Annotated in this window: 17 protein-coding genes; 4 read left to right on the plus strand and 13 right to left on the minus strand. The window is 65.8% G+C overall.

Going from position 1 to position 19,211, the window contains the following annotated elements; translation table 11 throughout:
- Positions 1 to 18: 18 nt before the first annotated feature.
- Both E1J61_RS02380 and E1J61_RS02385 read left to right on the plus strand, forming a co-directional pair.
- Entirely contained in the window at positions 19 to 1,506 is a 1,488-nt protein-coding gene (locus E1J61_RS02380; protein WP_243736736.1) for an aldehyde dehydrogenase, read from the plus strand.
- 53 nt (positions 1,507 to 1,559) lie between these two features.
- Entirely contained in the window at positions 1,560 to 2,630 is a 1,071-nt protein-coding gene (locus E1J61_RS02385; protein ID WP_133092570.1) for a zinc-binding dehydrogenase, read from the plus strand.
- Positions 2,631 to 2,703: 73 nt separating this feature from the next.
- Here the strand turns inward: E1J61_RS02385 and E1J61_RS02390 are convergent, their stop codons facing one another.
- Positions 2,704 to 3,030 (minus strand): SDR family oxidoreductase, encoded by a 327-nt coding sequence (locus E1J61_RS02390; protein WP_133092571.1) that lies wholly within the window; start codon positions 3,028 to 3,030, stop codon positions 2,704 to 2,706.
- A gap of 145 nt (positions 3,031 to 3,175) precedes the next feature.
- Between E1J61_RS02390 and E1J61_RS02395 the strand changes: the two genes are divergently transcribed.
- On the plus strand, positions 3,176 to 3,823 hold the full coding sequence (locus E1J61_RS02395) for a TetR/AcrR family transcriptional regulator (protein ID WP_133092572.1): 648 nt from the start codon (positions 3,176 to 3,178) through the stop codon (positions 3,821 to 3,823).
- 91 nt (positions 3,824 to 3,914) lie between these two features.
- Here the strand turns inward: E1J61_RS02395 and E1J61_RS02400 are convergent, their stop codons facing one another.
- From E1J61_RS02400 to E1J61_RS02425, 6 genes are all read right to left on the minus strand, one after another.
- Positions 3,915 to 4,853 (minus strand): tripartite tricarboxylate transporter substrate binding protein, encoded by a 939-nt coding sequence (locus E1J61_RS02400; RefSeq protein ID WP_243736737.1) that lies wholly within the window; start codon positions 4,851 to 4,853, stop codon positions 3,915 to 3,917.
- 125 nt (positions 4,854 to 4,978) lie between these two features.
- Entirely contained in the window at positions 4,979 to 6,223 is a 1,245-nt protein-coding gene (locus tag E1J61_RS02405; RefSeq protein WP_243736738.1) for a CaiB/BaiF CoA-transferase family protein, read from the minus strand.
- A 242-nt stretch (positions 6,224 to 6,465) separates the two neighbouring features.
- Complete coding sequence (locus E1J61_RS02410) at positions 6,466 to 7,650, minus strand: CaiB/BaiF CoA-transferase family protein (protein WP_133092575.1); 1,185 nt, start codon at positions 7,648 to 7,650, stop codon at positions 6,466 to 6,468.
- A 389-nt stretch (positions 7,651 to 8,039) separates the two neighbouring features.
- Positions 8,040 to 8,870 carry an enoyl-CoA hydratase/isomerase family protein gene (locus E1J61_RS02415; protein ID WP_133092576.1) on the minus strand — a complete coding sequence of 277 codons (831 nt, stop codon included), beginning with the start codon at positions 8,868 to 8,870 and terminating at the stop codon, positions 8,040 to 8,042.
- A gap of 87 nt (positions 8,871 to 8,957) precedes the next feature.
- Positions 8,958 to 10,898 carry an AMP-binding protein gene (locus E1J61_RS02420; RefSeq protein WP_133092577.1) on the minus strand — a complete coding sequence of 647 codons (1,941 nt, stop codon included), beginning with the start codon at positions 10,896 to 10,898 and terminating at the stop codon, positions 8,958 to 8,960.
- 296 nt (positions 10,899 to 11,194) lie between these two features.
- A complete protein-coding gene (locus tag E1J61_RS02425) occupies positions 11,195 to 11,974 on the minus strand; it encodes an IclR family transcriptional regulator (RefSeq protein WP_133092578.1) in 780 nt (259 codons plus the stop codon).
- A gap of 271 nt (positions 11,975 to 12,245) precedes the next feature.
- Here E1J61_RS02425 and E1J61_RS02430 point away from each other — a divergent pair, with 271 nt between their 5' ends.
- A complete protein-coding gene (locus E1J61_RS02430; protein WP_243736739.1) occupies positions 12,246 to 13,283 on the plus strand; it encodes a porin in 1,038 nt (345 codons plus the stop codon).
- A 190-nt stretch (positions 13,284 to 13,473) separates the two neighbouring features.
- Here E1J61_RS02430 and E1J61_RS02435 read toward each other — a convergent pair whose 3' ends face one another.
- The 6 genes from E1J61_RS02435 to E1J61_RS02460 form a co-directional block, all read right to left on the minus strand.
- Positions 13,474 to 14,631, minus strand: coding sequence for a CaiB/BaiF CoA-transferase family protein (locus tag E1J61_RS02435; RefSeq protein WP_133092580.1), 1,158 nt, complete (start codon positions 14,629 to 14,631; stop codon positions 13,474 to 13,476).
- A 121-nt stretch (positions 14,632 to 14,752) separates the two neighbouring features.
- Complete coding sequence (locus E1J61_RS02440; RefSeq protein WP_133092581.1) at positions 14,753 to 15,979, minus strand: CaiB/BaiF CoA-transferase family protein; 1,227 nt, start codon at positions 15,977 to 15,979, stop codon at positions 14,753 to 14,755.
- A 2-nt stretch (positions 15,980 to 15,981) separates the two neighbouring features.
- Positions 15,982 to 16,998, minus strand: a complete 1,017-nt coding sequence (locus E1J61_RS02445) for a tripartite tricarboxylate transporter substrate binding protein (RefSeq protein ID WP_133092582.1) — start codon at positions 16,996 to 16,998, stop codon at positions 15,982 to 15,984.
- 37 nt (positions 16,999 to 17,035) lie between these two features.
- Complete coding sequence (locus tag E1J61_RS02450; RefSeq protein ID WP_133092583.1) at positions 17,036 to 17,443, minus strand: Zn-ribbon domain-containing OB-fold protein; 408 nt, start codon at positions 17,441 to 17,443, stop codon at positions 17,036 to 17,038.
- A gap of 18 nt (positions 17,444 to 17,461) precedes the next feature.
- Positions 17,462 to 18,673: a thiolase family protein gene (locus E1J61_RS02455; RefSeq protein WP_165971407.1), complete on the minus strand. Its 1,212-nt coding sequence runs from the start codon at positions 18,671 to 18,673 to the stop codon at positions 17,462 to 17,464.
- 13 nt (positions 18,674 to 18,686) lie between these two features.
- A complete protein-coding gene (locus E1J61_RS02460) occupies positions 18,687 to 19,202 on the minus strand; it encodes a MaoC/PaaZ C-terminal domain-containing protein (RefSeq protein WP_116321606.1) in 516 nt (171 codons plus the stop codon).
- Positions 19,203 to 19,211 lie beyond the last annotated feature (9 nt).

Genomic DNA, 19,211 nt, shown 5'->3' on the forward strand with positions numbered 1-19,211 from the left:
ATTTCAAGGAGACATTGCATGAGCAACATGACATTCGGCGTGCAGACGCCGGCATTCGTCGGCGGCACCAAACGCCTCCTGATCGGCGGCGAATGGGTGTCGGCCGCGTCCGGCAAGGCCTTTGACACGGTCAATCCCGCCACCGGCGAGGTCATCGCGCGCCTGGCGCAGGCGGGCCCGGCCGACATCGGCCGGGCCGTCGCGGCGGCGCGTCAGGCCTTCGAAGGCCCCTGGAGCCAGTGGACGCACAGCGATCGCCAGCGCCTGCTGATCCGCATCCACGACCTGGTGGAGAAGCACTTCGACGAGCTGCCATCGATCGAGACGCTGGACATGGGCGCGCCGCTGGCGCGCACGCGCGGCATGAAGTCATTCCTGCTGCAGCTGATCCTGTTCTACTCGTCGCAGACGGCCGCCGGTAGTGTGCAGACCCCGATGAACGCCCTGCCCGGCAACTTTGCGACGCTCAAGATCAAGGCGCCGGTGGGCGTGGTCGCCGGCATTATTCCCTGGAGCGGCCCGCTGATGAGCCAGTGGTGGATTCTTGGCGCGACCCTTGCCACCGGCTGCACCGCGGTGCTCAAGCCGGCCGAGGATGCCTCGCTGAGCTCGCTGCGCATGGCCGAACTGCTGCTGGAAGCAGGCGTGCCACCCGGGGTGATCAACGTGGTGACCGGCTACGGCGGCGAAGCAGGCAGCGCACTGGCCGAGCACCCCGGCGTGGACCGCATCGCTTTCACCGGCTCGCCCGAGACCGGGCGCAAGATCGTCCAGGCGTCGGCCGGCAACTTCAAGCGGGTGTCGGTGGAGCTCGGCGGCAAGTCGCCCGACATCGTGTTCGATGACGCCGACCTGGGCAAGGCCGTGCCCGGCGTGGCCATGGGCGTGTTCACCAACACCGGCCAGATCTGTGCCGCCGGTACGCGCGTGCTGGTGCAGCGCCGGATCTACGACGAATTCATCGAACGACTGAAGGCCTTCAGCACCTCGCTCAAGATCGGCAACGGCCTCGATCCGCAAGTGCAGCTGGGGCCGATCGTCTCGCAGCGCCAGCTCGATCGCGTGATGCACTACGTCGACGTGGGCGGCCAGGAAGGCGCCCAGCTCGCCTGTGGCGGCCGGCGCCTGGGCGGTGAGCTGGCCGCGGGCTATTTCGTCGAGCCGACCGTGTTTACAGGCGTGCACAACGACATGACCATTGCGCGCGAGGAGATTTTCGGCCCGGTCGCTTCGGTCATGCCATTCGACACGCCGGACCAGGCGCTGCGCATCGCCAATGACACCAGCTATGGCCTGGCCGGGGGTGTCTGGACGCAGAACCTGTCCACCGCGCACAGGTTTGCACAGGGCATCCAGGCCGGAACCATCTGGGTCAACTGTTATGGCGTGCTGGATCCGCAGGTCGGATTCGGCGGCTACAAGCTTAGTGGCTATGGCTGGAAGGGCGCTGCCGAGCAGGTGGACAGCTACCTCTACCAGAAGGCCGTCTACATGAATCTTGGCTGAGGCCCGCGACCTGGGCGCCTGTCTGTCTGCATACCGTCTATACGGAGAAATCTATGCGTGGTGTTGTATTCAAAGGTGATCGCAAGCTCGAGCTCATGAACTTCCCCGACCCGACTCCGGGCGTGGGCGAGGTAGTGATCGAAATGAAGGCGTCGGGCATGTGCGGCAGCGACCTGCACTTCTACCGGCACAGTCCCGCCGAAGTGATCCGGTCCCTGGGGTTCAAGGACCTGGCGTCGCGCGGCATCGACGAGAACGCGCCGATCATTGGCGGCCATGAGCCGTGTGGCGTGATCGCTGCGGTAGGCCCGGGCGTGAACCCGAAGGCGTTCAAGGTCGGCGATCGCGTCATGGTGTTCCATTACGAAGGCTGCAGCTTCTGCGACGCGTGCCGCACAGGCTGGACGCAGTTGTGCGATCACGGTGCCACCGTGCACGGCGTGATCGCCCATGGCGGCCACGCCGACTACATGAAGGTACCGGTCTCATCGCTGGTCCACCTGCCGGACGAGGTGTCTTTCGCGGGCGGTGCGGCGATTTCCTGCGGCACTGGCACCGCTTATGGCGCGCTGCTACGGCTGGATATCAGCGCGCGCGACACCCTGGCGGTGTTCGGGCTGGGCCCCGTCGGCCTGTCTGCCGCGCAGCTCGCGGCCGCGATGGGCGTCGAGGTCATCGGTGTGGATATCTCGGCGGATCGCGTCAGGCAGGCCAGGCAGTTCGGGGTCGCCCATGCCATCGATGGCAGCCAGGTGGATGCCGTGGCGGAAATCCTCCGGCTCACCGGTGGCAAGGGCGTGAGCTGCGCAGTGGAGTGCGCGGGCGGCGAAGTACCCAGGCAGCAGGCGGTGCGCTGCACCCGGCCATGGGGGAAGATTGCCCTGGTGGCGGTCGGCGGGAATCTCAACGTCGACGCGATGAAGGACCTGATCGGCAAGCAACGGACCGTGATCGGCTCCTACACATTCTCGGAGGTTGGCATGAAGGAATGCGCCCACTTCATCGCCCGTCATGGCGTTGAAGTGGGCAAGCTGTTCACCGACCACTGGCGGCTCGAACAAGCCGACGAGGCGTATCGTCGCTTCGACGGCCAGGCCGGGGGCAAGGGCGTATTCCTCTTCTGAGCACGGCTACGCTCATTCCTGCCAATGCGCGCCATCACATGGCGCGCATACCGGGCCCTCCTGGCTTCCCCGTTCACACGGCGGTGTAGCCACCGTCCAGCGGCAGGGTCACGCCAGTGACGAACGACGCGGCATCGGACAGCAAGCACATCGCAGCTTGAGCCTGTGCAATTGGCTCGCTGGCGCGACCGGGCAGGTGCAGACCGTTCACCCGTTCCTCGTGATCGGGCTTGGTCTTCAAGTAGTGCAGGTACAACGGCGTGCGCGTCGAGGCAGGCGCGATCGCATTGACGCGGATGCTCTGCCGGCCATAGTCGGCGGCTGCGGCTTTGGTCATGCCGGTGATTGCATACCGGGCTGTGGTTTCCGGCAGCACGCCTGCACCGATAGTCCAGCGCATATGAAATCCTGCGCTCGGCCAGCGGGGGGCTCAGCGCGGACCTGCTCCCACAAACGTTAGGTAGATTTTGTGCGCCCGATGAAGTAACGTCCATGGGAAGTATCCGCCAACCCTGCCAGGAACCCGGCTCCGGCCCTCATCAATCATGACAAAACGCCAGGCCAACGCCACCACTGTGGATACCCGCGAGAAGCTGATGCGCCTGGCGGCGCGCGCCTTTGGCACGCAAGGCTATGCCGCCACGACCATGCGCGGGATCGCCGACCAGGCCGGCATTGAAGCGGCCAGCATCTACTATCACTTCTCCTCGAAGGAAGAGTTGCTGGATGCGGTGATGGAACACGGCGCCCAAAGCATCTTTGCGCACACACAGGCGCGCATCGCGGCGCTCCCGCCAGGCGCCGACGCCGAGCAGCGCTTCCGCGCCGGCCTGCTCGGCCTCTTCAGCGCGATGATCAAGTACGGCGACTACACCCTTGCGCATGGGCGCCAGCTGGCCGAGTTGCCGGACAAGGTGCGCGAGCGCCATCTCAGGCGACGGGCCCAGCATCAGACGTTCTGGAGCGGCATGCTGGAAGACCTGCGCAACGAAGGACACCTGCGCGAGGACATCGACATCGCCCTGTGCCGCGTGTTCGTCCTGAGCACGATTACTTCAGTGCAGACCTGGTTCAACCCGAAGAAGGGTTCGCCCGAAAAGGTGATCGACGAACTCTGCGCGATCCTGTTTGAAGGCGTCCGGCCCAAGCAGGTGCGCAAGCCGGCGCGACGGGCGCAGGCCGTGGCTTCGTGAACCAATGCTGCAGCAGCACCTCCCGATCGCGAACCGAATCCCCCTCCCCGGCATTCAGCGAGGGTAGATAGCCCTCAGCATGCGGGCGTTGTCATCCTGCCTTCGCCTGAGACAGCGCCACCAGCTTCTTCCAGCGCTCAAGTTCGGCCGCCGCATTGGAGCGGGCCTTGGCAGCGTCCTGGATGTCGACCTCCAGCCCCTGGCTGGTGCAGAACGCCTTGAAGGCCGGCGCCGCGGCGGCTTTAGTCATGGCGTCGGACAACTGCGTGATGATTGCCTGCGGCGTGCCGCGGCGGGCAAATGCCCAGATCGGGGTGACCAGTTCATAGCCCTTCAAGCCAGCCTCGTCCAGGGTGGGCGCGTCGGGGAAATAGGTCGACCGCTGCTTGCTGGTCACGGCCAGCACTCGCAAACGCCCCGCCCTCACCAGCGGCAGCGACGTGGCCACGCCGCCGAAGCCGGCATCCAGCTGTCCGCCCGCCACATCGACTGCGACCTGCGCCGGCGCCTTGTATGCAATGTGGTTCATCCGGATCCCGGCCATATTGCTCATCAGCGCCGCCGCCATCTGCGGCGTGGTGCCATTGCCGGGTGAGCCATAGGACAGCCCGTCCGGCTTGCGTTTCGCGGCGGTAATGAGATCTCGCACCGTTTGCAACGGTGAGTTCGCCGCAGTGACCAGCACCATCGCCGAGGTCGCCAGGCGGGCGATCGGCTCGAAGTCGGCGACCGCGTCATACGGCGTCCTCTCCACGAACTGGTTCGAGTAGTGCGCCGCGTAGTTGAACAGGATCGTATAGCCGTCGGCGGGTGCCTTTGCTACCAGATCTGTGCCGATGATCCCGCTGGCTCCCATGCGGTTCTCGACGACGAACGATCCGCCCATGGCCTTTGCCAACTCCGAGCTCATGTAGCGCGCAACGACGTCGGTACCGGAGCCAGGGCTCAGCGGCACGATAAAGCGGACCGGGTGGGACGGGTAGGCGTGCGCAAGCGCCGACAACGGTAGCGTTGCCAGCGCGGGCAGCAACTGCAGGCAGCTACGGCGTGAAATCATTACATTTTCTCCTGTTGAATCAGGCCGGTGACTGCGGTTTGCTCCCCTCTCCCACTTCGCGGGAGAAGGGATCAGACGATCAGCCGGCCGAGCAATGGCTAGACGATCCCCGTTTCGCGCAATGCCTGGATCTCTTTCGGGCTGAGCTTGAGCAGCCTGCCGTAGATCTCCTCGTTGGCACCACCCAGCGCCATGGCAGGCCGGTCGAACTGCGAGGGTGTCGCTGAGAACCGGATCGGCAGGCCCATGCCCACCGCGTCCACCGGGCCGAAATCGGGGTGGGCCAGGTTCATCAGCGCACCGCTCTCATGCAGCCGGGGGTCGTGCAGCACCTCGTTGGGCTTGCGCACCGGCGCGCAGGGCACGCCGCGCTTGTCCAGCAGTTCGCGCACCACCTCGGCCGAGTTGCGCCGCTTCGTCCAGCCCGCGATTACCTCGTTGAGTGCCGCGGCATTGCGCATGCGCGGCCCGCGGCCGCTGAAACGCGGGTCCTCGAGCAGCTCGGGCTGGCCGATCGATTCCAGCAGCCCGCGCATCCAGTCAGGCTGGAACGCGACAATCGCCACGTGCCCGTCCAGCGTCGGATAGACCCCGAACGGCGCGAGCCGGTCGTGGTAATTGCCAGTGCGCGAGGGATAGCCTTCCCGTCCCATGACGTCAAAGTGCTCTTCGGCCACCCACGATGCCAGGCAATCCAGCATCGACACCTGCACGCGCTGGCCCTCGCCGGTGCGGCCCCGGTGAATCAGCGCGGCCAGGATGCCATTGACGACATACATCGGCGCGACCAGGTCCGCGATCGGCAGGCCGCAGCGCGTCGGCGGGCCATCGGCGTAGCCAGTGACCTCCATCAGGCCGCTGAGCGCCTGGACGATGATGTCCATGCCCTTGAGCCCCGGGAACGCACTGGGCTCGCCCATCGCCTTGACCGACGCGTAGACGATGCGCGGATTGCGCTGCTTCACCTGCTCGTAGTCCACGCCGAGCTTGGCGGTGGTACCCTCGCTGAAGTTCTCGAGCACGACGTCCGATTCCTCGGCCAGCCGCATGAACAGCTCGCGGCCCTGCTCCGATTTCAGGTCCAGCGTGATGCTCTTCTTGTTGCGGGCCCGGTTCAGGACCGTCAGCGATACCTCGCCGTCTTCACGCTGGCCAAAGTGGATGCCGTGGCTGCCCACGAACGGCGGGTTGGTCCGTGCGATGTCCCCACCACCGGGCGCTTCCACGCGGATCACCTCCGCGCCCATGCCGCCAAGCAACAGCGAGCCATATGGCCCGGCAAGCGCCACGGTCAGGTCCAGTACGCGGATGCCTTCAAGTGGCCGCGATTGATTTGCTGGCACTACTGTCTCCTTTCTTGTCGGCCCGCCGTCATGCGCCCGGGCCCTTGTCACTTCCATTGCCTTACCACTGCTAACGACGCGCCGGCGCCGCGCTTTCCCGGCCTGACTTGGCTCCGGCAGGCCCCCATTGCTTTGATTCAATGCTAGTGGAGCCGGCCGGTTGCGCTCAAGTAGTCACTGGCGAACCACCAGTTCGCATTGTGCGAATTGCTGGTGGTGCGCTGGTGGTGCGGATCGTGCTGTCAGACGATGCCGGCCTTGCGCATGGCTTGCACCTGCGAGCGGTCGTAACCCACCTCAGCCAGCACTTCTTCGGTGTGTTCGCCGACCGTGGGCGGGCGCCGCACAACATCGGGCGGGGTACGCGACAACATCGCCGGCGGCGCCACGATCGGCGCCTTGCGCGGCAGGCCCGGGTAGTCGAGCCAGATGTAGGCGCCCGACTCCTGAATCGAGGCATCATCCAGCGCCTCGCGCGGGGAATAGACCGGCGCCGCCGGGATCCTGGCCTTCTCCAGTTCCCGCAGCGCGTCATCGCGGGTGCGGCTCGCGCACCATTTGCCCATCAGGCCGCTCAGGAACTCACCCTGCTCGCCGCGCCGCAAGTCGTCGCGGAAGCGGGGATCGTCCACCAGTTCCGGCGCACCGATCAGGTTGGCCCAGCGCCGGAACAGTGGCTGCCCGATCACCTGGGCGATGATCCAGCCATCGGCCACGCGGAAGATGTCCGAGGGCCCATAGGAGGGGCTGCGGTTGCCCATCGCCTGCCGGTCGATGGCAAGCGCCGCTTCCTCGATCAGCGCCCCGCTGGACAGGTTCAGCGCCGTCTGCAGCAGTGACGCCTCGACGCATTGCCCGCGCCCGCTGTTGCGCCGCTCGTAGAGCGCCATCACTGTGCCGAGCGCGCACGACAAGGCGGTCGAGAAATCGACCACCGGCACCATCGCCTTGGTGGGGCTGTCGGGTGTGCCCGACATATAGACAGCGCCGCTCATCGCCTGCCCCACTCCGTCGAAGCCAACTCGGTGGCCAGCGCCTTCATGCGAGCCGAAGGCCGTCGAAGCGGTCAGGATGATGCCGGGATTGATCGCGCTCAATGTCGCGTAATCCAGCCCCAGGTTCGCCAGCGTTTTCGGCGGCATGTTCGCCACCACCACGTCAGCCTTCTCCACCAGGCGGCGCACCACCTCGCGGCCCTCCTCGCTGTCGATGTCCAGCGTGATCGAGCGTTTGTTGCGGTTGCACTGCAGGAACAGGGCTCCCTCCCCTGAATCCGTGACCGGCACGATGAACCGGTCTTCGCTGCCCCCTACCCGGTCGATACGGATGACGTCGGCACCGTAGTCCGCGAGCAGCGCTGCGCAGAACGGGCCGGCAATGAAGCGTCCGAAATCGAGGACGCGGATACCTTCAAGAACCTTGGACATCTTCTTTAGCTTCCATCTCACTGGTTGCCTCGTCTGGGTGAGACGACGGCTGATGGAATCGATCCTGACCGCCGGCCCTTTGCTGGTCAATCAAGGCTTCCAAGACGTTCCGTGCATCGAAATTGTCTGGCTGGATCGGCAGCGGAAACCGGCGTACCACGTCACCCAGCTCAGGCGACCGAGAGCCGCCGGTCGGAAGAGCAGCGGATCGCAAGCCGCCTGGCCGCATCCAGCGACAAGCCGAAGCGATCATGGAATGCGGAGTCGAGGTCATTGGTGGCAGGCCAGCCGGCGCAGCCCCCCAGAGCGGACACCGCAACATCGCCCGACCCCAGGAAAATGCGCCGACAACGAGGGCGGATCGCCCGGCCCGTCGTCGCCCTTCCCGCTCAGGCCGTGGTCGTGCGCGGGAACACCGGAGCGCGCTTCTCGCGGAACGAGGCCACGCCTTCCTTGACCTCCGGGCCGCCGAAACCGAACATCTCCAGCGCCAGCGAGGCATCGAAGGTCGGGCCGGCCTGGCGCAGCCAGTTGTTCAGCGAATACTTGGTCCAGCGGATCGCCGACGGCGCGCCATTGGCCAGCCGCGTGGCGATCGATACCGCCGTGTCCTGCAACTCCGCCTCGTCCACGGCGAGCGACACCAGCCCCATCTGCTCCGCCTTCTCGCCGCTCACCGGCTCGTACAGCATCAGGTGGTACTTCGCCTTGGCCATGCCGCACAGCAGCGGCCACACGATCGCGGCGTGGTCGCCGGCCGCGACGCCGAGGCGCGTATGGCCATCCACCAGGCGCGCGGTGCGGGCCGCCACGGAGATATCGGCCAGCAGCGCGGCAACCAGTCCGGCGCCAACCGCAGAGCCGTGGATCGCCGAGACGATCGGCTTGGAGCAGTTGATGATGTTATAGACCAGGTCTTTCGACTCGCGCCAGACGCGGGCGCGCGCCTCGAAGGAGTCGATCATCTCCTCGACCATGTCGAAGTCGCCGCCGGCGGAGAAGGCCTTGCCGGCGCCGCACAGCACCACGGCGCTGACCGTGGGGTCGGCGTCAATATCGCGCCAAACGCGGGCGATCTCGTCGTGGCCGCGTGCATCCAGCGCATTCAGGCGCTCGGGACGGTTCAGCGTGATGCGCAGGACGCCCTCGCTCGGGCGGTCAAACGCCAGGCTTGAATAGTTCTCATAGGCCGCGCCCGCGGCGGCATTGCTTTTCGACATGGAATCTCCTGAACAAAAGTGCGGTGGCGTGTGAAGCGAACAAGAAATACACACGCCCCCGTCAATCAATGCGCCGTCACGGTGACGTCAATGCGCGGCAGCGGCGCGAATCTCTTCGAGTGCCGGCGGGTTGTCCAGCGCCGACAGGTCGCCGGCAGGCAAGCCGGTGTAAACGCTGCGGATCACGCGGCGCATGATCTTGGAGCTACGCGTCTTGGGCAGCTGCGCGACCACGTGGACCACGGACGGGCGGAACGGGCGCCCCAGCCGGCCGTCGACATGCTTGCTGACGGCGGCCGCCAGCGCCGCGTTCGACTGCGTCATGGCGGCCGATGGCACCAGGAACACAACCAGTTTCTGTCCCTTGACCGGGTCCTCCACGCCGATAGCGGCGGCTTCGGCGATCTCCGGCAGTTCGAGCAGCACGTCCTCGATCTCGGCCGGGCCAAGGCGCTTGCCCGCCAGCTTGATGGTGTCGTCGGAGCGGCCCATCATGAACCAGGTGCCGTCGTCACGGCGCAGCGCCAGGTCGCCGTGCACCCAGATGCCCGGCACGGTGTTCCAGTAGGTGTCGAGATAGCGCTCGTCATCCTGCCAGAACGACTGTGTCATGCCGACGAACGGGCGGCGGATCGCCAGCTCGCCCACGGTGTTGGTCAGCGACTTGCCGTCCGCATCTACCACATCGGCCGCCACCGACGGCGAGGCAGTATTGAACCCGGCCGGGCTGATCGGCTTGACGATGACGCTGGACAGCAGTGCGCCAGACACCTCGGTACCGCCGGTGTAGTTGATGACCGGGCGGCGGCCACCGCCGAACGCCTTCTGGAACCACACGAAGTGTTCAGGATCGATGCCCTCGCCGGCCGTGATCAGCAGCCTGACCGTCGACGTATCGCCTTGCGTGGCGATGGCCTCGTTGGCCGCCAGACCCCGGATCAGCGTCGGCGCCGAGCCGAAGTGCGTCACACCGTAGCGCTCGACGATGCGCGACATGCGGGACCAGTCCGGGTAATCCGGGGCACCGTCGTAGCAGACCAGCGTCGCGCCGCGCAGCAACGCGCACGACATCACCAGCGTGCCGGCGACCCAACCCATGTCCGCCGGCCAGCAGAACACATCCTTCGGGCTGACATTGAAATGGATGGCCGAATCGTGTGCGATCTTCATCGGGAAGCTGCCGTGCGTATGCACGGTGCCCTTGGGCTTCCCGGTGGTGCCAGAGGTATAGATGATCATGAAGGGATCGTCCGGCGACATCCGCTCCGGCGCGGCAGCCGGCTGCGCGTTGGCCACCTGCTTCCAGTCAACCACTGTGTCGCCGAAGGGGATCGCTTCGCCCGCATGCTTCCAGACCGTGGTGCCGATGTCCGGCAGGCGCGACAGCGCCTCGTCGACCAGGCTGCGCGTATCGACCCACTTGCCTCGGCGCGAGAATCCGGTCGTGGCCACGAGCGCGCTGGCCGAGCACGACGACAGGCGCGACACGATCGCATCGACGCCGAAGCCGCTGAATAGCGGCACCGTCACCGCGCCGATCCAGGCGACGGCCAGCGAAGTTACGGTCGCCTCGACGCCGTTTTCCATCAGCAGGCCAACACGGTCGCCGCGCTTGACGCCAAGCGCCTTCAGGCCGCCGGCAAAGCCGGCTACCTTGCGCGCCAGTTCGGCATAGCTCAGCTGCTCGACCGCGCCGCCCTCTTTTTCCGCCACCACGGCGGTGTGCGACGCCATCGCGGGATCGTCCGCCCACCTCAGCGCGGACTTGACCCAGTTGAGCTGCCCGCCCGGGAACCACTTCGGGAACGGCTTGCCCTTGGAGGCATCCACATACTGCGTGTACGGCACGTCCCACACCATCCCGCAGAAGTCGATGACGGCGTCCCAGTAGGCGTCAGGCTTCTCGTTGGAGAAGGCCAGCAATTCGTCGTAGTCCTTCAGGCCCAGGCGCGTGACCAGCGCCGACACGTTCGCCGTGGCGATATCGTCTCCCGTAGGGATCCAATCATTGTGCAGAGTGTCACTCATCGAAAATCCAAGCGTATTGGTTGTACGGTTGCTGCGGCGCGATGCGGTCAAGACAGTTCATGCCGCATCAGGAGCGCCATCGCATAAGTCCAGCGTGCGCGACGCACCGAAGCAAGTCAATCAAGGCAGCGGAGTTGTGCCGTACTTTGGAATGCCGTGGTCGCGGTCCGCAGCGCCGGGCCTGGCCGTGTGCATCGGGAGCCGGGGTGCGACGGCGCGCGCGGGCGCTCCCCGCGTGAGGTCCGCGGCCCGGACTGTGGCTTCCGGAATACGCAACGCAACCCCGGCCCGGCACACTAAGCCTCGCTGCCAACATCGCGCAGCAGCACCATCAACTCCACCGCGGCGGCCCTCAGTTCCGGCACGATGCGCGCCCGAATCGCGTCGACGTCCGGGCGCAGTTCGACCGCCCCACAGTTCAGCGCCATCAGCGTGTCCGCGCGCCCCACTCTGAGCGGCAGGGCGATGCCGTAGGCATTGCGCTGGTATTCGCCGAGCGACATGCACACGCCGCTCGTGCGCAGGTCCTCGAACGCCGCCTCGATGTTCTTCTGCACCTCTTCGGCCTGCGGCCCTGCGGCCTCTACCACCGAGGCAACGTAGCCCGCACGTGTGTCCTCGGGCAATCCCCACAGCCACGCCCGCCCGATCGCCGTCAGCCCCATTGGCAGCAGCGATCCCACGCCGAGGCGCAGCGTGGCGATGCGCGTGCTGGTGCGATACGCGACGTAAAGCATGTCGAGCTGGTCGGGCACCGCCAGCGCCACCGAAACGTTGAGCCGGTCGGCCAGTTGTTGCATGAACGGATGGGCCAGCCGCGTGACCGCGCTGGTTTCCAGGTAGGCGTGGCCTATGTCGAGCGGTCCGCTGGCGAGCTCAAATTGCGGCCCCCCCGCCACGCGGCGCAGGAAGCCCATGCTGACCAGCGTCATGGTCAGCCGCGACACCGTGGATTTGGACAGTCCCGTCCGGCGCACCAGTTCCCCGTTGGTCAGGGGCACACGCTCCGCGCGAAAGGCGCGCAGCACCTGGAGGCCACGCTCCAGCGTCATGGTGACGGGTGAGGAAGGGCTCATTGCGACTCCTTACAGCTTGCAGAAGGGAACACATCGCTACACCCGTATCCCTTACGCTTGTTAGGTACATTCTGGCAGCAAGAACTGCCGGCTTCCATGAGGTTTACCCGCACCGGTGGACTCCCCCATGTGTCTTCAATTTCATTGCACGGCACAGCTGTCGCATTGGCTTTGACGCCATTGCGCGACATCTCACAGACTCCGCACATATACAAGACCACAACGGAGGAGCCCTATGAAGAGTCGGTATTACGCCGCAGTGCTGTTGTCCATGACTGCACCATTCGCCGCCGCGCAATCGTCCGTCACGCTCTATGGCGTCGCGGACATCGGGATGGAATACCTGAACAACGCCAATGCCGCCGGCGACAAGCTGTTTCGCATGACGTCCGGCAACGTGTCGGGTTCGCGCTGGGGCCTGCGCGGCGTGGAGGACCTGGGCAGCGGCGTGAAGGCGGTCTATGCCCTGGAAAGCGGCTTCGATCTCGACAGCGGTGTATCCAGCCAGGGCGGCCGTCTGTTCGGCCGCCAGGCGTTCGTGGGCCTGGACCACAAATGGGGCCGCGTCACGCTCGGCCGGCAGCAGAACGCCCTGTTCGACTTGCTGATCAACTATGAGCCGATGGTGCTGGCGGCACGCTATTCGGCGCTGTCGATCGATCCCAACCTTGCTGGCCGCTACGACAACACTGCCAAGTACACCGGCAAGTTCGGCCCCGTCACGGCAACCGCCCTGTACAGCTTTGCGCGCGGTACCAGCATCACCAGCGGAGGCACTACGTCGCTCGGCACCGAGGTACCCGGCGACGTCAAGAGCGACCGTGCCTTTGGCGGCGGCCTGGAGTACGCCGGCGGCAACTTCGGCGCTACCGTGATCTATGACCAGCAGCAAGGCACGCGTGGCATCACCGGACAGAACTCGGGCCAGACCGACCGGCGCATCGCGGCGGCGGCCAACGTCAGCTTCGGCAGCTCGACGGTTTTGGCCGGCTATCGCTGGTTCAACGGCGATATCGGTGTCGCGCGCCGCAACGACCTGTTCTGGCTGGGCTACCGTTTCCAGGCCACACCGGCCCTCACCTTTACCGGCGCGGGCTATTACCTGAACAACCGGCGTAACGGGCAGGATCCGTGGATGCTGGTCGCATCCGCCAATTACGCATTGTCCAAGCGTACCGATGCCTTCCTGAACGTGGGATACGTGCACAACAAGGACAACTCCAACCTTGGCCTGAACGGCTTCGGCAGCACGATCACGCCGGGCGAGAATCAGACGGGGGTCATGGTGAATATTCGCCATAAGTTCTGACGGATAGACTCCGGCCGTGCCGCTTCAATGCGGTGCCGCCGGACAGCAAGACAAGAAGTAGAAAAGGGAAGAGGTAGAGGTAGACGTAGAGGTAAAGGGAACTGGCGCCTGCTCGCGTGTCAAAGCGCGACCAGGCGCATTTTTTTGGTGTGGCTAACGGCCTCGAAAGCGGCCGCTGCCGCAGCAGGCGCTAGCGGATCGCCCCCGCGTCGTGCAGCGCCGCGAGCTCCTGCGCGGAGAACCCCCAATCGCCCAGCACCTCGTCGGTGTGCTGTCCGGGGCGGGCCGGTGGCCGCTGGATGCTTCCCGGCGTGCGGCTGAAGCGCGGCGCCGGCGCGGGCTGCACCACGCCATCGACTTCAACGAAAGTCTTGCGCGCCTGCAGGTGAGTGCAGTGCGGCGCCTCTCCCATCGACAGGATGGGCGTGATGCAGGTCTCGGCGCCGGCCGCGAGCACTGCCCACTCGTCACGCGTGCGCCTCCGGAACGCGGCGGCAAACTGCTCGCGCATCGCCGGCCAGCCGGCGCGTTCGTGCTGGCCGGGCAACTTGTCGACGTCGAGCCCGAGGAGCTTTACGGCGTTGCGGTAGAAGCGCGTCTCGTTGGCGCCGATACCGACATGCTTGCCGTCCTTCGTCTCGTACACGTTGTACCAGGGCGCGCCCGAATCGAGCCGGTTGGTGCCGCGCTCGTCAGTCCAGTACCCTGCTGCACGCAGGCCGTAGATCAACGTCATCAGCGATGCCGATCCGTCCACCATCGCGGCATCCACCACCTGTCCGCGCCCCGACATGCGGCTCTCAAGGATGGCGCTTACCACGCCCAGCGCCAGGTAAAGCGAGCCGCCGCCGAAGTCGCCCGCGAGATTGAGCGGGATCGACGGCGCTTCGCCGGCCTTGCCGACGGAATGCAGCACGCCTGTCAGCGCGATGTAGTTGATGTCATGCCCCGGCTCCTGGGCCAGCGGCCCGTCCTGCCCCCAGCCGGTCATGCGGCCGTAGACCAGTCGCGGGTTGAGCTTGTGGCACTCGTCCGGGCCCAGCCCGAGCCGTTCCGCCACGCCGGTGCGGAAACCCTCGATCACGGCGTCGGCCTGGCTGACCAGCCTCAGCACCGTCGCGACCGCCTCCGGCTGCTTGAGGTCCATGGCCGCGCTGCGGCGGCCGCGATTGAGCAGGTCGAAGCGTGCCTCGACCGGCGCGCCGCCGTCGGAGGGCGACGGACGGTCGATGCGGATGATGTCGGCGCCCAGGTCGGACAACAACATGCAGCAGAACGGCCCCGGGCCGATGCCGCCCAGTTCCACGATCTTGATGCCCGCGAGGGGCCCGGTTGGCTTTTGCGCCATGGCGTTGGTCTCCTGGGAATTCAATGGCCTGTTCCAGGCCCGGCGGGCCGGGCCTCTGTCAGTCTGCACAGGGGACGGCACGTCACGAGGGCTGGCCACTACCCGGCGCGCCGTCCCGCTTTCATTCTCCGTTCGTGGACTCCGCACGGTCCGGAGCGGGTTCGCGCGCAGCGCCGCATGCCAGCATATCCCGCACCTCCGCGACGGAGAAGCCATACTCGGCCAGCAGCGCCGCAGAATGCTCGCCGAGGCGGGGCGCCGGATGGCGCAGTGACGGCGGGCTTTCGCTCCACTGCTGAGGAATGCCGATGGTGCGGATACGGCCCTCGGAAGGGTGATCCTCCTCCGCGAAGAAGCCCAGCGTGGTCATATGGGGATCTTCCAGCAGCGTTTCCGGCGTATTCATCTCGATGATGGGAATGTCTGCCGCCGACATCAGCCGGATCCACTCCGCCGTTGGCCGGGTTTCAAAGGTTTGCCCCAGGAACGCATAGAGCTCCTGGATATGCTGCGTGCGGCCATGGATATCGGCAAAGCGCGCATCCGCGGCCATGGCCGCATCGCCGCAGATCTCGAAGAAGCGTTGCCAGTGGCGGTCGGTGTAGCTCTGCACGCCGACATAGCCGTCCTGCGTGCGATAGGGCCGCCGTTCAGCCGTCATCATGCGCGCGTAACCCCAGTCGCCGATCGGCGGCACGAAGGTATGGCCATACAAGTGGTCACCCATCACGAAGTGCGCGAAGGTCTCGAACATCGGTACCTCCACGGCCTGGCCCTGCCCGGTGCGCTCGCGCCGGTACAGCGCCATGGCCACCGCATTGCTGGTCGCCATGCCGACCACGCGATCGGCAATGGCGGTGGCCACATAGGTCGGCGGACCGGCCTTGCGGCTTTGCAGCACCGGCAGACCCACAGCGGCCTGGATCAGGTCGTCGTAGGCCGGCCGCGAGGCATATGGTCCGTTCTGGCCGAAGCCGAACGCGCCGCAGTAAAGGATGCGCGGGTTCAGCGCCCGCACGTCTTCATACGACAAGCCCAGCCTGGCCATCGCCTGCGGACGCAGGCTGTACAACAGCACGTCGGCCGAGCGTAGCATGCGCTTGAGCGCAGCAATCCCGCTCGGCTTCTTCAGGTCCAGCACCAGGCTGCGCTTGTTGCGGTTCAGGTGCAGGAAGATCGCGCCCATGCCCGGGGTGCGGCTCGGGCCAACCTTGCGGGTCGTATCGCCTTCGGGCGACTCGATCTTGCACACGTCCGCGCCCATGTCGGCCAGCAGCAGCGATGCGTACGGCCCCATGAAATTGGACGTAAGGTCCAGGATACGTACGCCCTCCAGTGGTCCTGACATGGCTACTCCGGCTTGTAGTTCATTTCAGCAAAAAGGTTCTTCCAGACGTTGGCCTCTTCAGCCAGCTGCTTCGCGAACGCCGGCGGCGAGGATGCCACCATGCGCCCGCTCAGGCGCGACTCGATGCTGCTGCGGAATGCCTTGTCCGCTTCCAGCGTGCTGAAGTCGTGCGCAATGCGGTCCACCACCGCGGCCGGCGTTCCCTTCGGGACAAAGATGCCAGCCCACAGCAGCGGCAAGTAACCCTTGTAGCCTACCGCCTCGGCCAGTGTCGGCAGCTCAGGGAAGCTGGCGTAACGCTCGGCGCTGATGGCAGCCAGCGGCTTGAGCTTGCCCGAATCAATCTGCGACTTCATCGAGCTGGGCGTATTGACCAGGAACTGCGCATCGTTTCGCATGGCGGCCAGGTTCATGGTGCCGACGCTGTTGAAGTCCAGCGGCGTGTACTTCATGCCCAGCGACTTGTTGAGCAAGGCCATGGTCAGGTTGAAGACCGAAGTCTGGCCCGTTCCGGCGAAGAATAGCCCGTTGGGGCTGCTCTTGCTCAGGTCGACCAGCTCGCGCAGCGTCTTCGCCTTTGGGGCGGTTTCGGCATTCACCGCGATGACGAGCTGGTAGTTGATGACCTTGTACACTGGAACCAGGTCGGTCATCGGGTCGAACTTCAGGTTCCTGGTGGTGAACTTGGGCAGGATCGAACTTTGCGTGCCCAGCAGGAGGGTATGGCCATCGGTGGCATTGACCACATATTCCGTGCCGATGACGCCGCCCGCTCCGGGCTTGTTCTCGACGATCACCGGCTGCTTCCAGATCCCTTCGAGACGCTGCGCCAGGCTCCGGGCCAGGATATCGCCGGTGGATCCCGCCGCGACTGCGATTACGATCCTCACGGGCCGGGTTGGCCATTCCGCGGCCGCGGCGAGCCTGGGCAGCGATAGTGCCGCGCAGGCGGCCAGGCCGGCGGCGCCCGCCAGCCGTAGCCAGCGCCGGCGGCCGGGCGCTGCTAGTCGTACTGTCATGTCTCTCTCCGTTCTATCTGTTATATCTTGCGCTGCGTCAGGCCTGGGTGAACACCGGTAGCGCCTGCCCGCCGCGTTCGATCATGTGCGCTTGCACACGGTTGCCGATCTGCATCGACTCGGGCGGACCTTCGATCTGCGTGAACAGGAAATAACCTTCGTCCATCTCGACAAAACCGACCGTGTACGGCGCGATCGCGGCAAAGGCCGGTGTCGGCCCCCGCATCACGGTGCTGAACGAATACAGCTTGCCGCGGCCGGCGGAGACTTCCCAGGCGAGCTGGTCGGCGCTGCAGTGCGGACAGAAGGAATGGGCCGGCCAGACCGCCTGGCCGCATCCGCCGCAACGCTGGTATTTCAGCAGTCCGGCGCCGAGGCCTTCCCAGTAGGGCTTGGCATCGAGAAGCTGGTATGGCTGCGGCCAGCCGTCTTGCGTTTGGATCATCACGTGCTCCGATGAGGTTCAGGTGGAGGAAGACAGCAGCAGCACGCTGCCGGCGGCCAGCATGCCCCCGGCACCCTGCACCAGCACTGTCTTCGGCCGGCGCGCCGGCGCCAGCCCGAGCGCTTCGCCGCGCAACTGGCGCACGGCCTCGACCATGCTGTCCATGTTGCAGGAGATGCCCGGCTGGCCGAACGACAGCCAGCCGCCGTTGGTGTCGGTGGGCAGGTCGCCGCCCACCCCGGTGCGTCCTTCGCGGTACAGGTCGATACCCCGGCCCTTCTTCGCGAAGCCCAGGTCTTCCATCACGATCGGTCCCATGTGCGCGAAGTTCACCGAGATCTGCGCCATGTCGATGTCAGCCGGCGACAGCCCCGACATGGCATAGGCCTGGCTCGCCGCCGCCGCCGTCGCCGTGTAGGTCAGGTTGGGCATCGCGCCAAGCTCGGGAAATCTGCACGACCGCATGTTCATGCGATCTCCCAGGTACTCATGCGTCGTGGCTGACCCGTAGCCCATCAGGTAGACCGGGTTGCGCGCCGCCTTTGCCCGTTCCGGCGAGGTGACCACCAGCGCGCCGCCGGTGCCGCCGCCCCAGGTGGAGCACATCCAGCGCCGCAGCGGCGTGGCGACATAAGGCGACGCAAGCACGGTCTCGCGGTCAATTTCGCCGAAGCGCGCCTTGGCAGCATGCGGGTGATGCACGCCCCAACGCTGGTTGGCCACTGCGACCTCCGCAAGGTCGGCTTCGGTCAGGCCGAACTCATGGAGGTAGCGGCACGCGGCCTGGCCATACAACGCCGGGATGATCGGGCCATACGGCACTTCGAACTGCGGATCGGCATCGGCCTCGGCACCCATTGCCACGGCATCGACAAAGAGCTCGGTCGCGTCACTCTGCAGGCACAGTACGTACTCTGCCTGGCCCGCAGCGATCATCTCCGAGGCCACCGCCAGCGTGGCAGTGAGCCCAGCGCCGTGCATGGTGATCTCGCTGGTACGCTTCACCGGCATCTGCATGTGGGAGATGAAGATGTTGCTCCACTGCGAGCGCTTATCCGCCCAGGGCGAGCGGCCGGTGTAGACGGCGTCGACCTGGTCCTTGGTAATGCCCGCGTCCTGCAGCGCGCGCCGCGTGGCTTCAGCGGCTAGCTGCAGCGGGTCCTTGCGATCCGCCCGGGACGCGTAGGCGTCGCCCATCCCGATGATGGCCGCTACTGGCTTGGTCGACATGGCCGCCATTGCCTCATGCCGCCTTCAGTTCAGGCAGCGACGATGCGATCAGCGCGTCGAGGTCTTCGCGCTTGCGCAGCATCAGCAGGCTCCATTCGCCTTGCTGCAGCAGGTCGCCGTTCTGGTTGATCGCGCTGATGCGGAACTTGATCACCCCGTACTTGTCGTCCTTCTCCTTCTTTCCGATCACTTCGCACACGGCGTAGATGGTGTCGTTGATATACACCGGGCTGCGGAAACGCATATTGTCGATGCCGTAGTTCGCCTGGATGCCCAGGCCGAACTGGATCAGGCCGGTGACGATCGAGTAGGTCAGCGAACCCTGCACCAAACGCTGGCCAAAGCGGGTCTTGGACGCGTAGTGCGTGTTGGAGTGGATCTCGATCCAGTTGCCGGTGAGTGCGCAGTAATTGACCACGTCCGCTTCGGTGACGGTGCGCCCGCCCGAGCGGAACACCTGGCCCACCTGCAGCTCGTCAAAGGTCTGGTCGATACGGTTGTTGATAATGCGCTTGGTCGTGTCAGTCATGTTGCTGGT

Source organism: Cupriavidus sp. L7L (genome assembly GCF_004353535.1).
Taxonomy (GTDB): Bacteria; Pseudomonadota; Gammaproteobacteria; order Burkholderiales; family Burkholderiaceae; genus Cupriavidus; species Cupriavidus oxalaticus_A.

Excerpts from the sequence above, each read along its gene's own strand:
- E1J61_RS02380 (WP_243736736.1), top strand. The coding sequence starts at position 19 with ATGAGCAACATGACATTCGGCGTGCAGACGCCGGCATTCGTCGGCGGC.
- E1J61_RS02385 (WP_133092570.1), top strand. The coding sequence starts at position 1,560 with ATGCGTGGTGTTGTATTCAAAGGTGATCGCAAGCTCGAGCTCATGAAC.
- E1J61_RS02390 (WP_133092571.1), bottom strand. The coding sequence starts at position 3,030 with ATGCGCTGGACTATCGGTGCAGGCGTGCTGCCGGAAACCACAGCCCGG.
- E1J61_RS02395 (WP_133092572.1), top strand. The coding sequence starts at position 3,176 with ATGACAAAACGCCAGGCCAACGCCACCACTGTGGATACCCGCGAGAAG.
- E1J61_RS02410 (WP_133092575.1), bottom strand. The coding sequence starts at position 7,650 with ATGTCCAAGGTTCTTGAAGGTATCCGCGTCCTCGATTTCGGACGCTTC.
- E1J61_RS02415 (WP_133092576.1), bottom strand. The coding sequence starts at position 8,870 with ATGTCGAAAAGCAATGCCGCCGCGGGCGCGGCCTATGAGAACTATTCA.
- E1J61_RS02420 (WP_133092577.1), bottom strand. The coding sequence starts at position 10,898 with ATGAGTGACACTCTGCACAATGATTGGATCCCTACGGGAGACGATATC.
- E1J61_RS02425 (WP_133092578.1), bottom strand. The coding sequence starts at position 11,974 with ATGAGCCCTTCCTCACCCGTCACCATGACGCTGGAGCGTGGCCTCCAG.
- E1J61_RS02430 (WP_243736739.1), top strand. The coding sequence starts at position 12,246 with ATGACTGCACCATTCGCCGCCGCGCAATCGTCCGTCACGCTCTATGGC.
- E1J61_RS02435 (WP_133092580.1), bottom strand. The coding sequence starts at position 14,631 with ATGGCGCAAAAGCCAACCGGGCCCCTCGCGGGCATCAAGATCGTGGAA.
- E1J61_RS02440 (WP_133092581.1), bottom strand. The coding sequence starts at position 15,979 with ATGTCAGGACCACTGGAGGGCGTACGTATCCTGGACCTTACGTCCAAT.
- E1J61_RS02445 (WP_133092582.1), bottom strand. The coding sequence starts at position 16,998 with ATGACAGTACGACTAGCAGCGCCCGGCCGCCGGCGCTGGCTACGGCTG.
- E1J61_RS02450 (WP_133092583.1), bottom strand. The coding sequence starts at position 17,443 with ATGATCCAAACGCAAGACGGCTGGCCGCAGCCATACCAGCTTCTCGAT.
- E1J61_RS02455 (WP_165971407.1), bottom strand. The coding sequence starts at position 18,673 with ATGTCGACCAAGCCAGTAGCGGCCATCATCGGGATGGGCGACGCCTAC.
- E1J61_RS02460 (WP_116321606.1), bottom strand. The coding sequence starts at position 19,202 with ATGACTGACACGACCAAGCGCATTATCAACAACCGTATCGACCAGACC.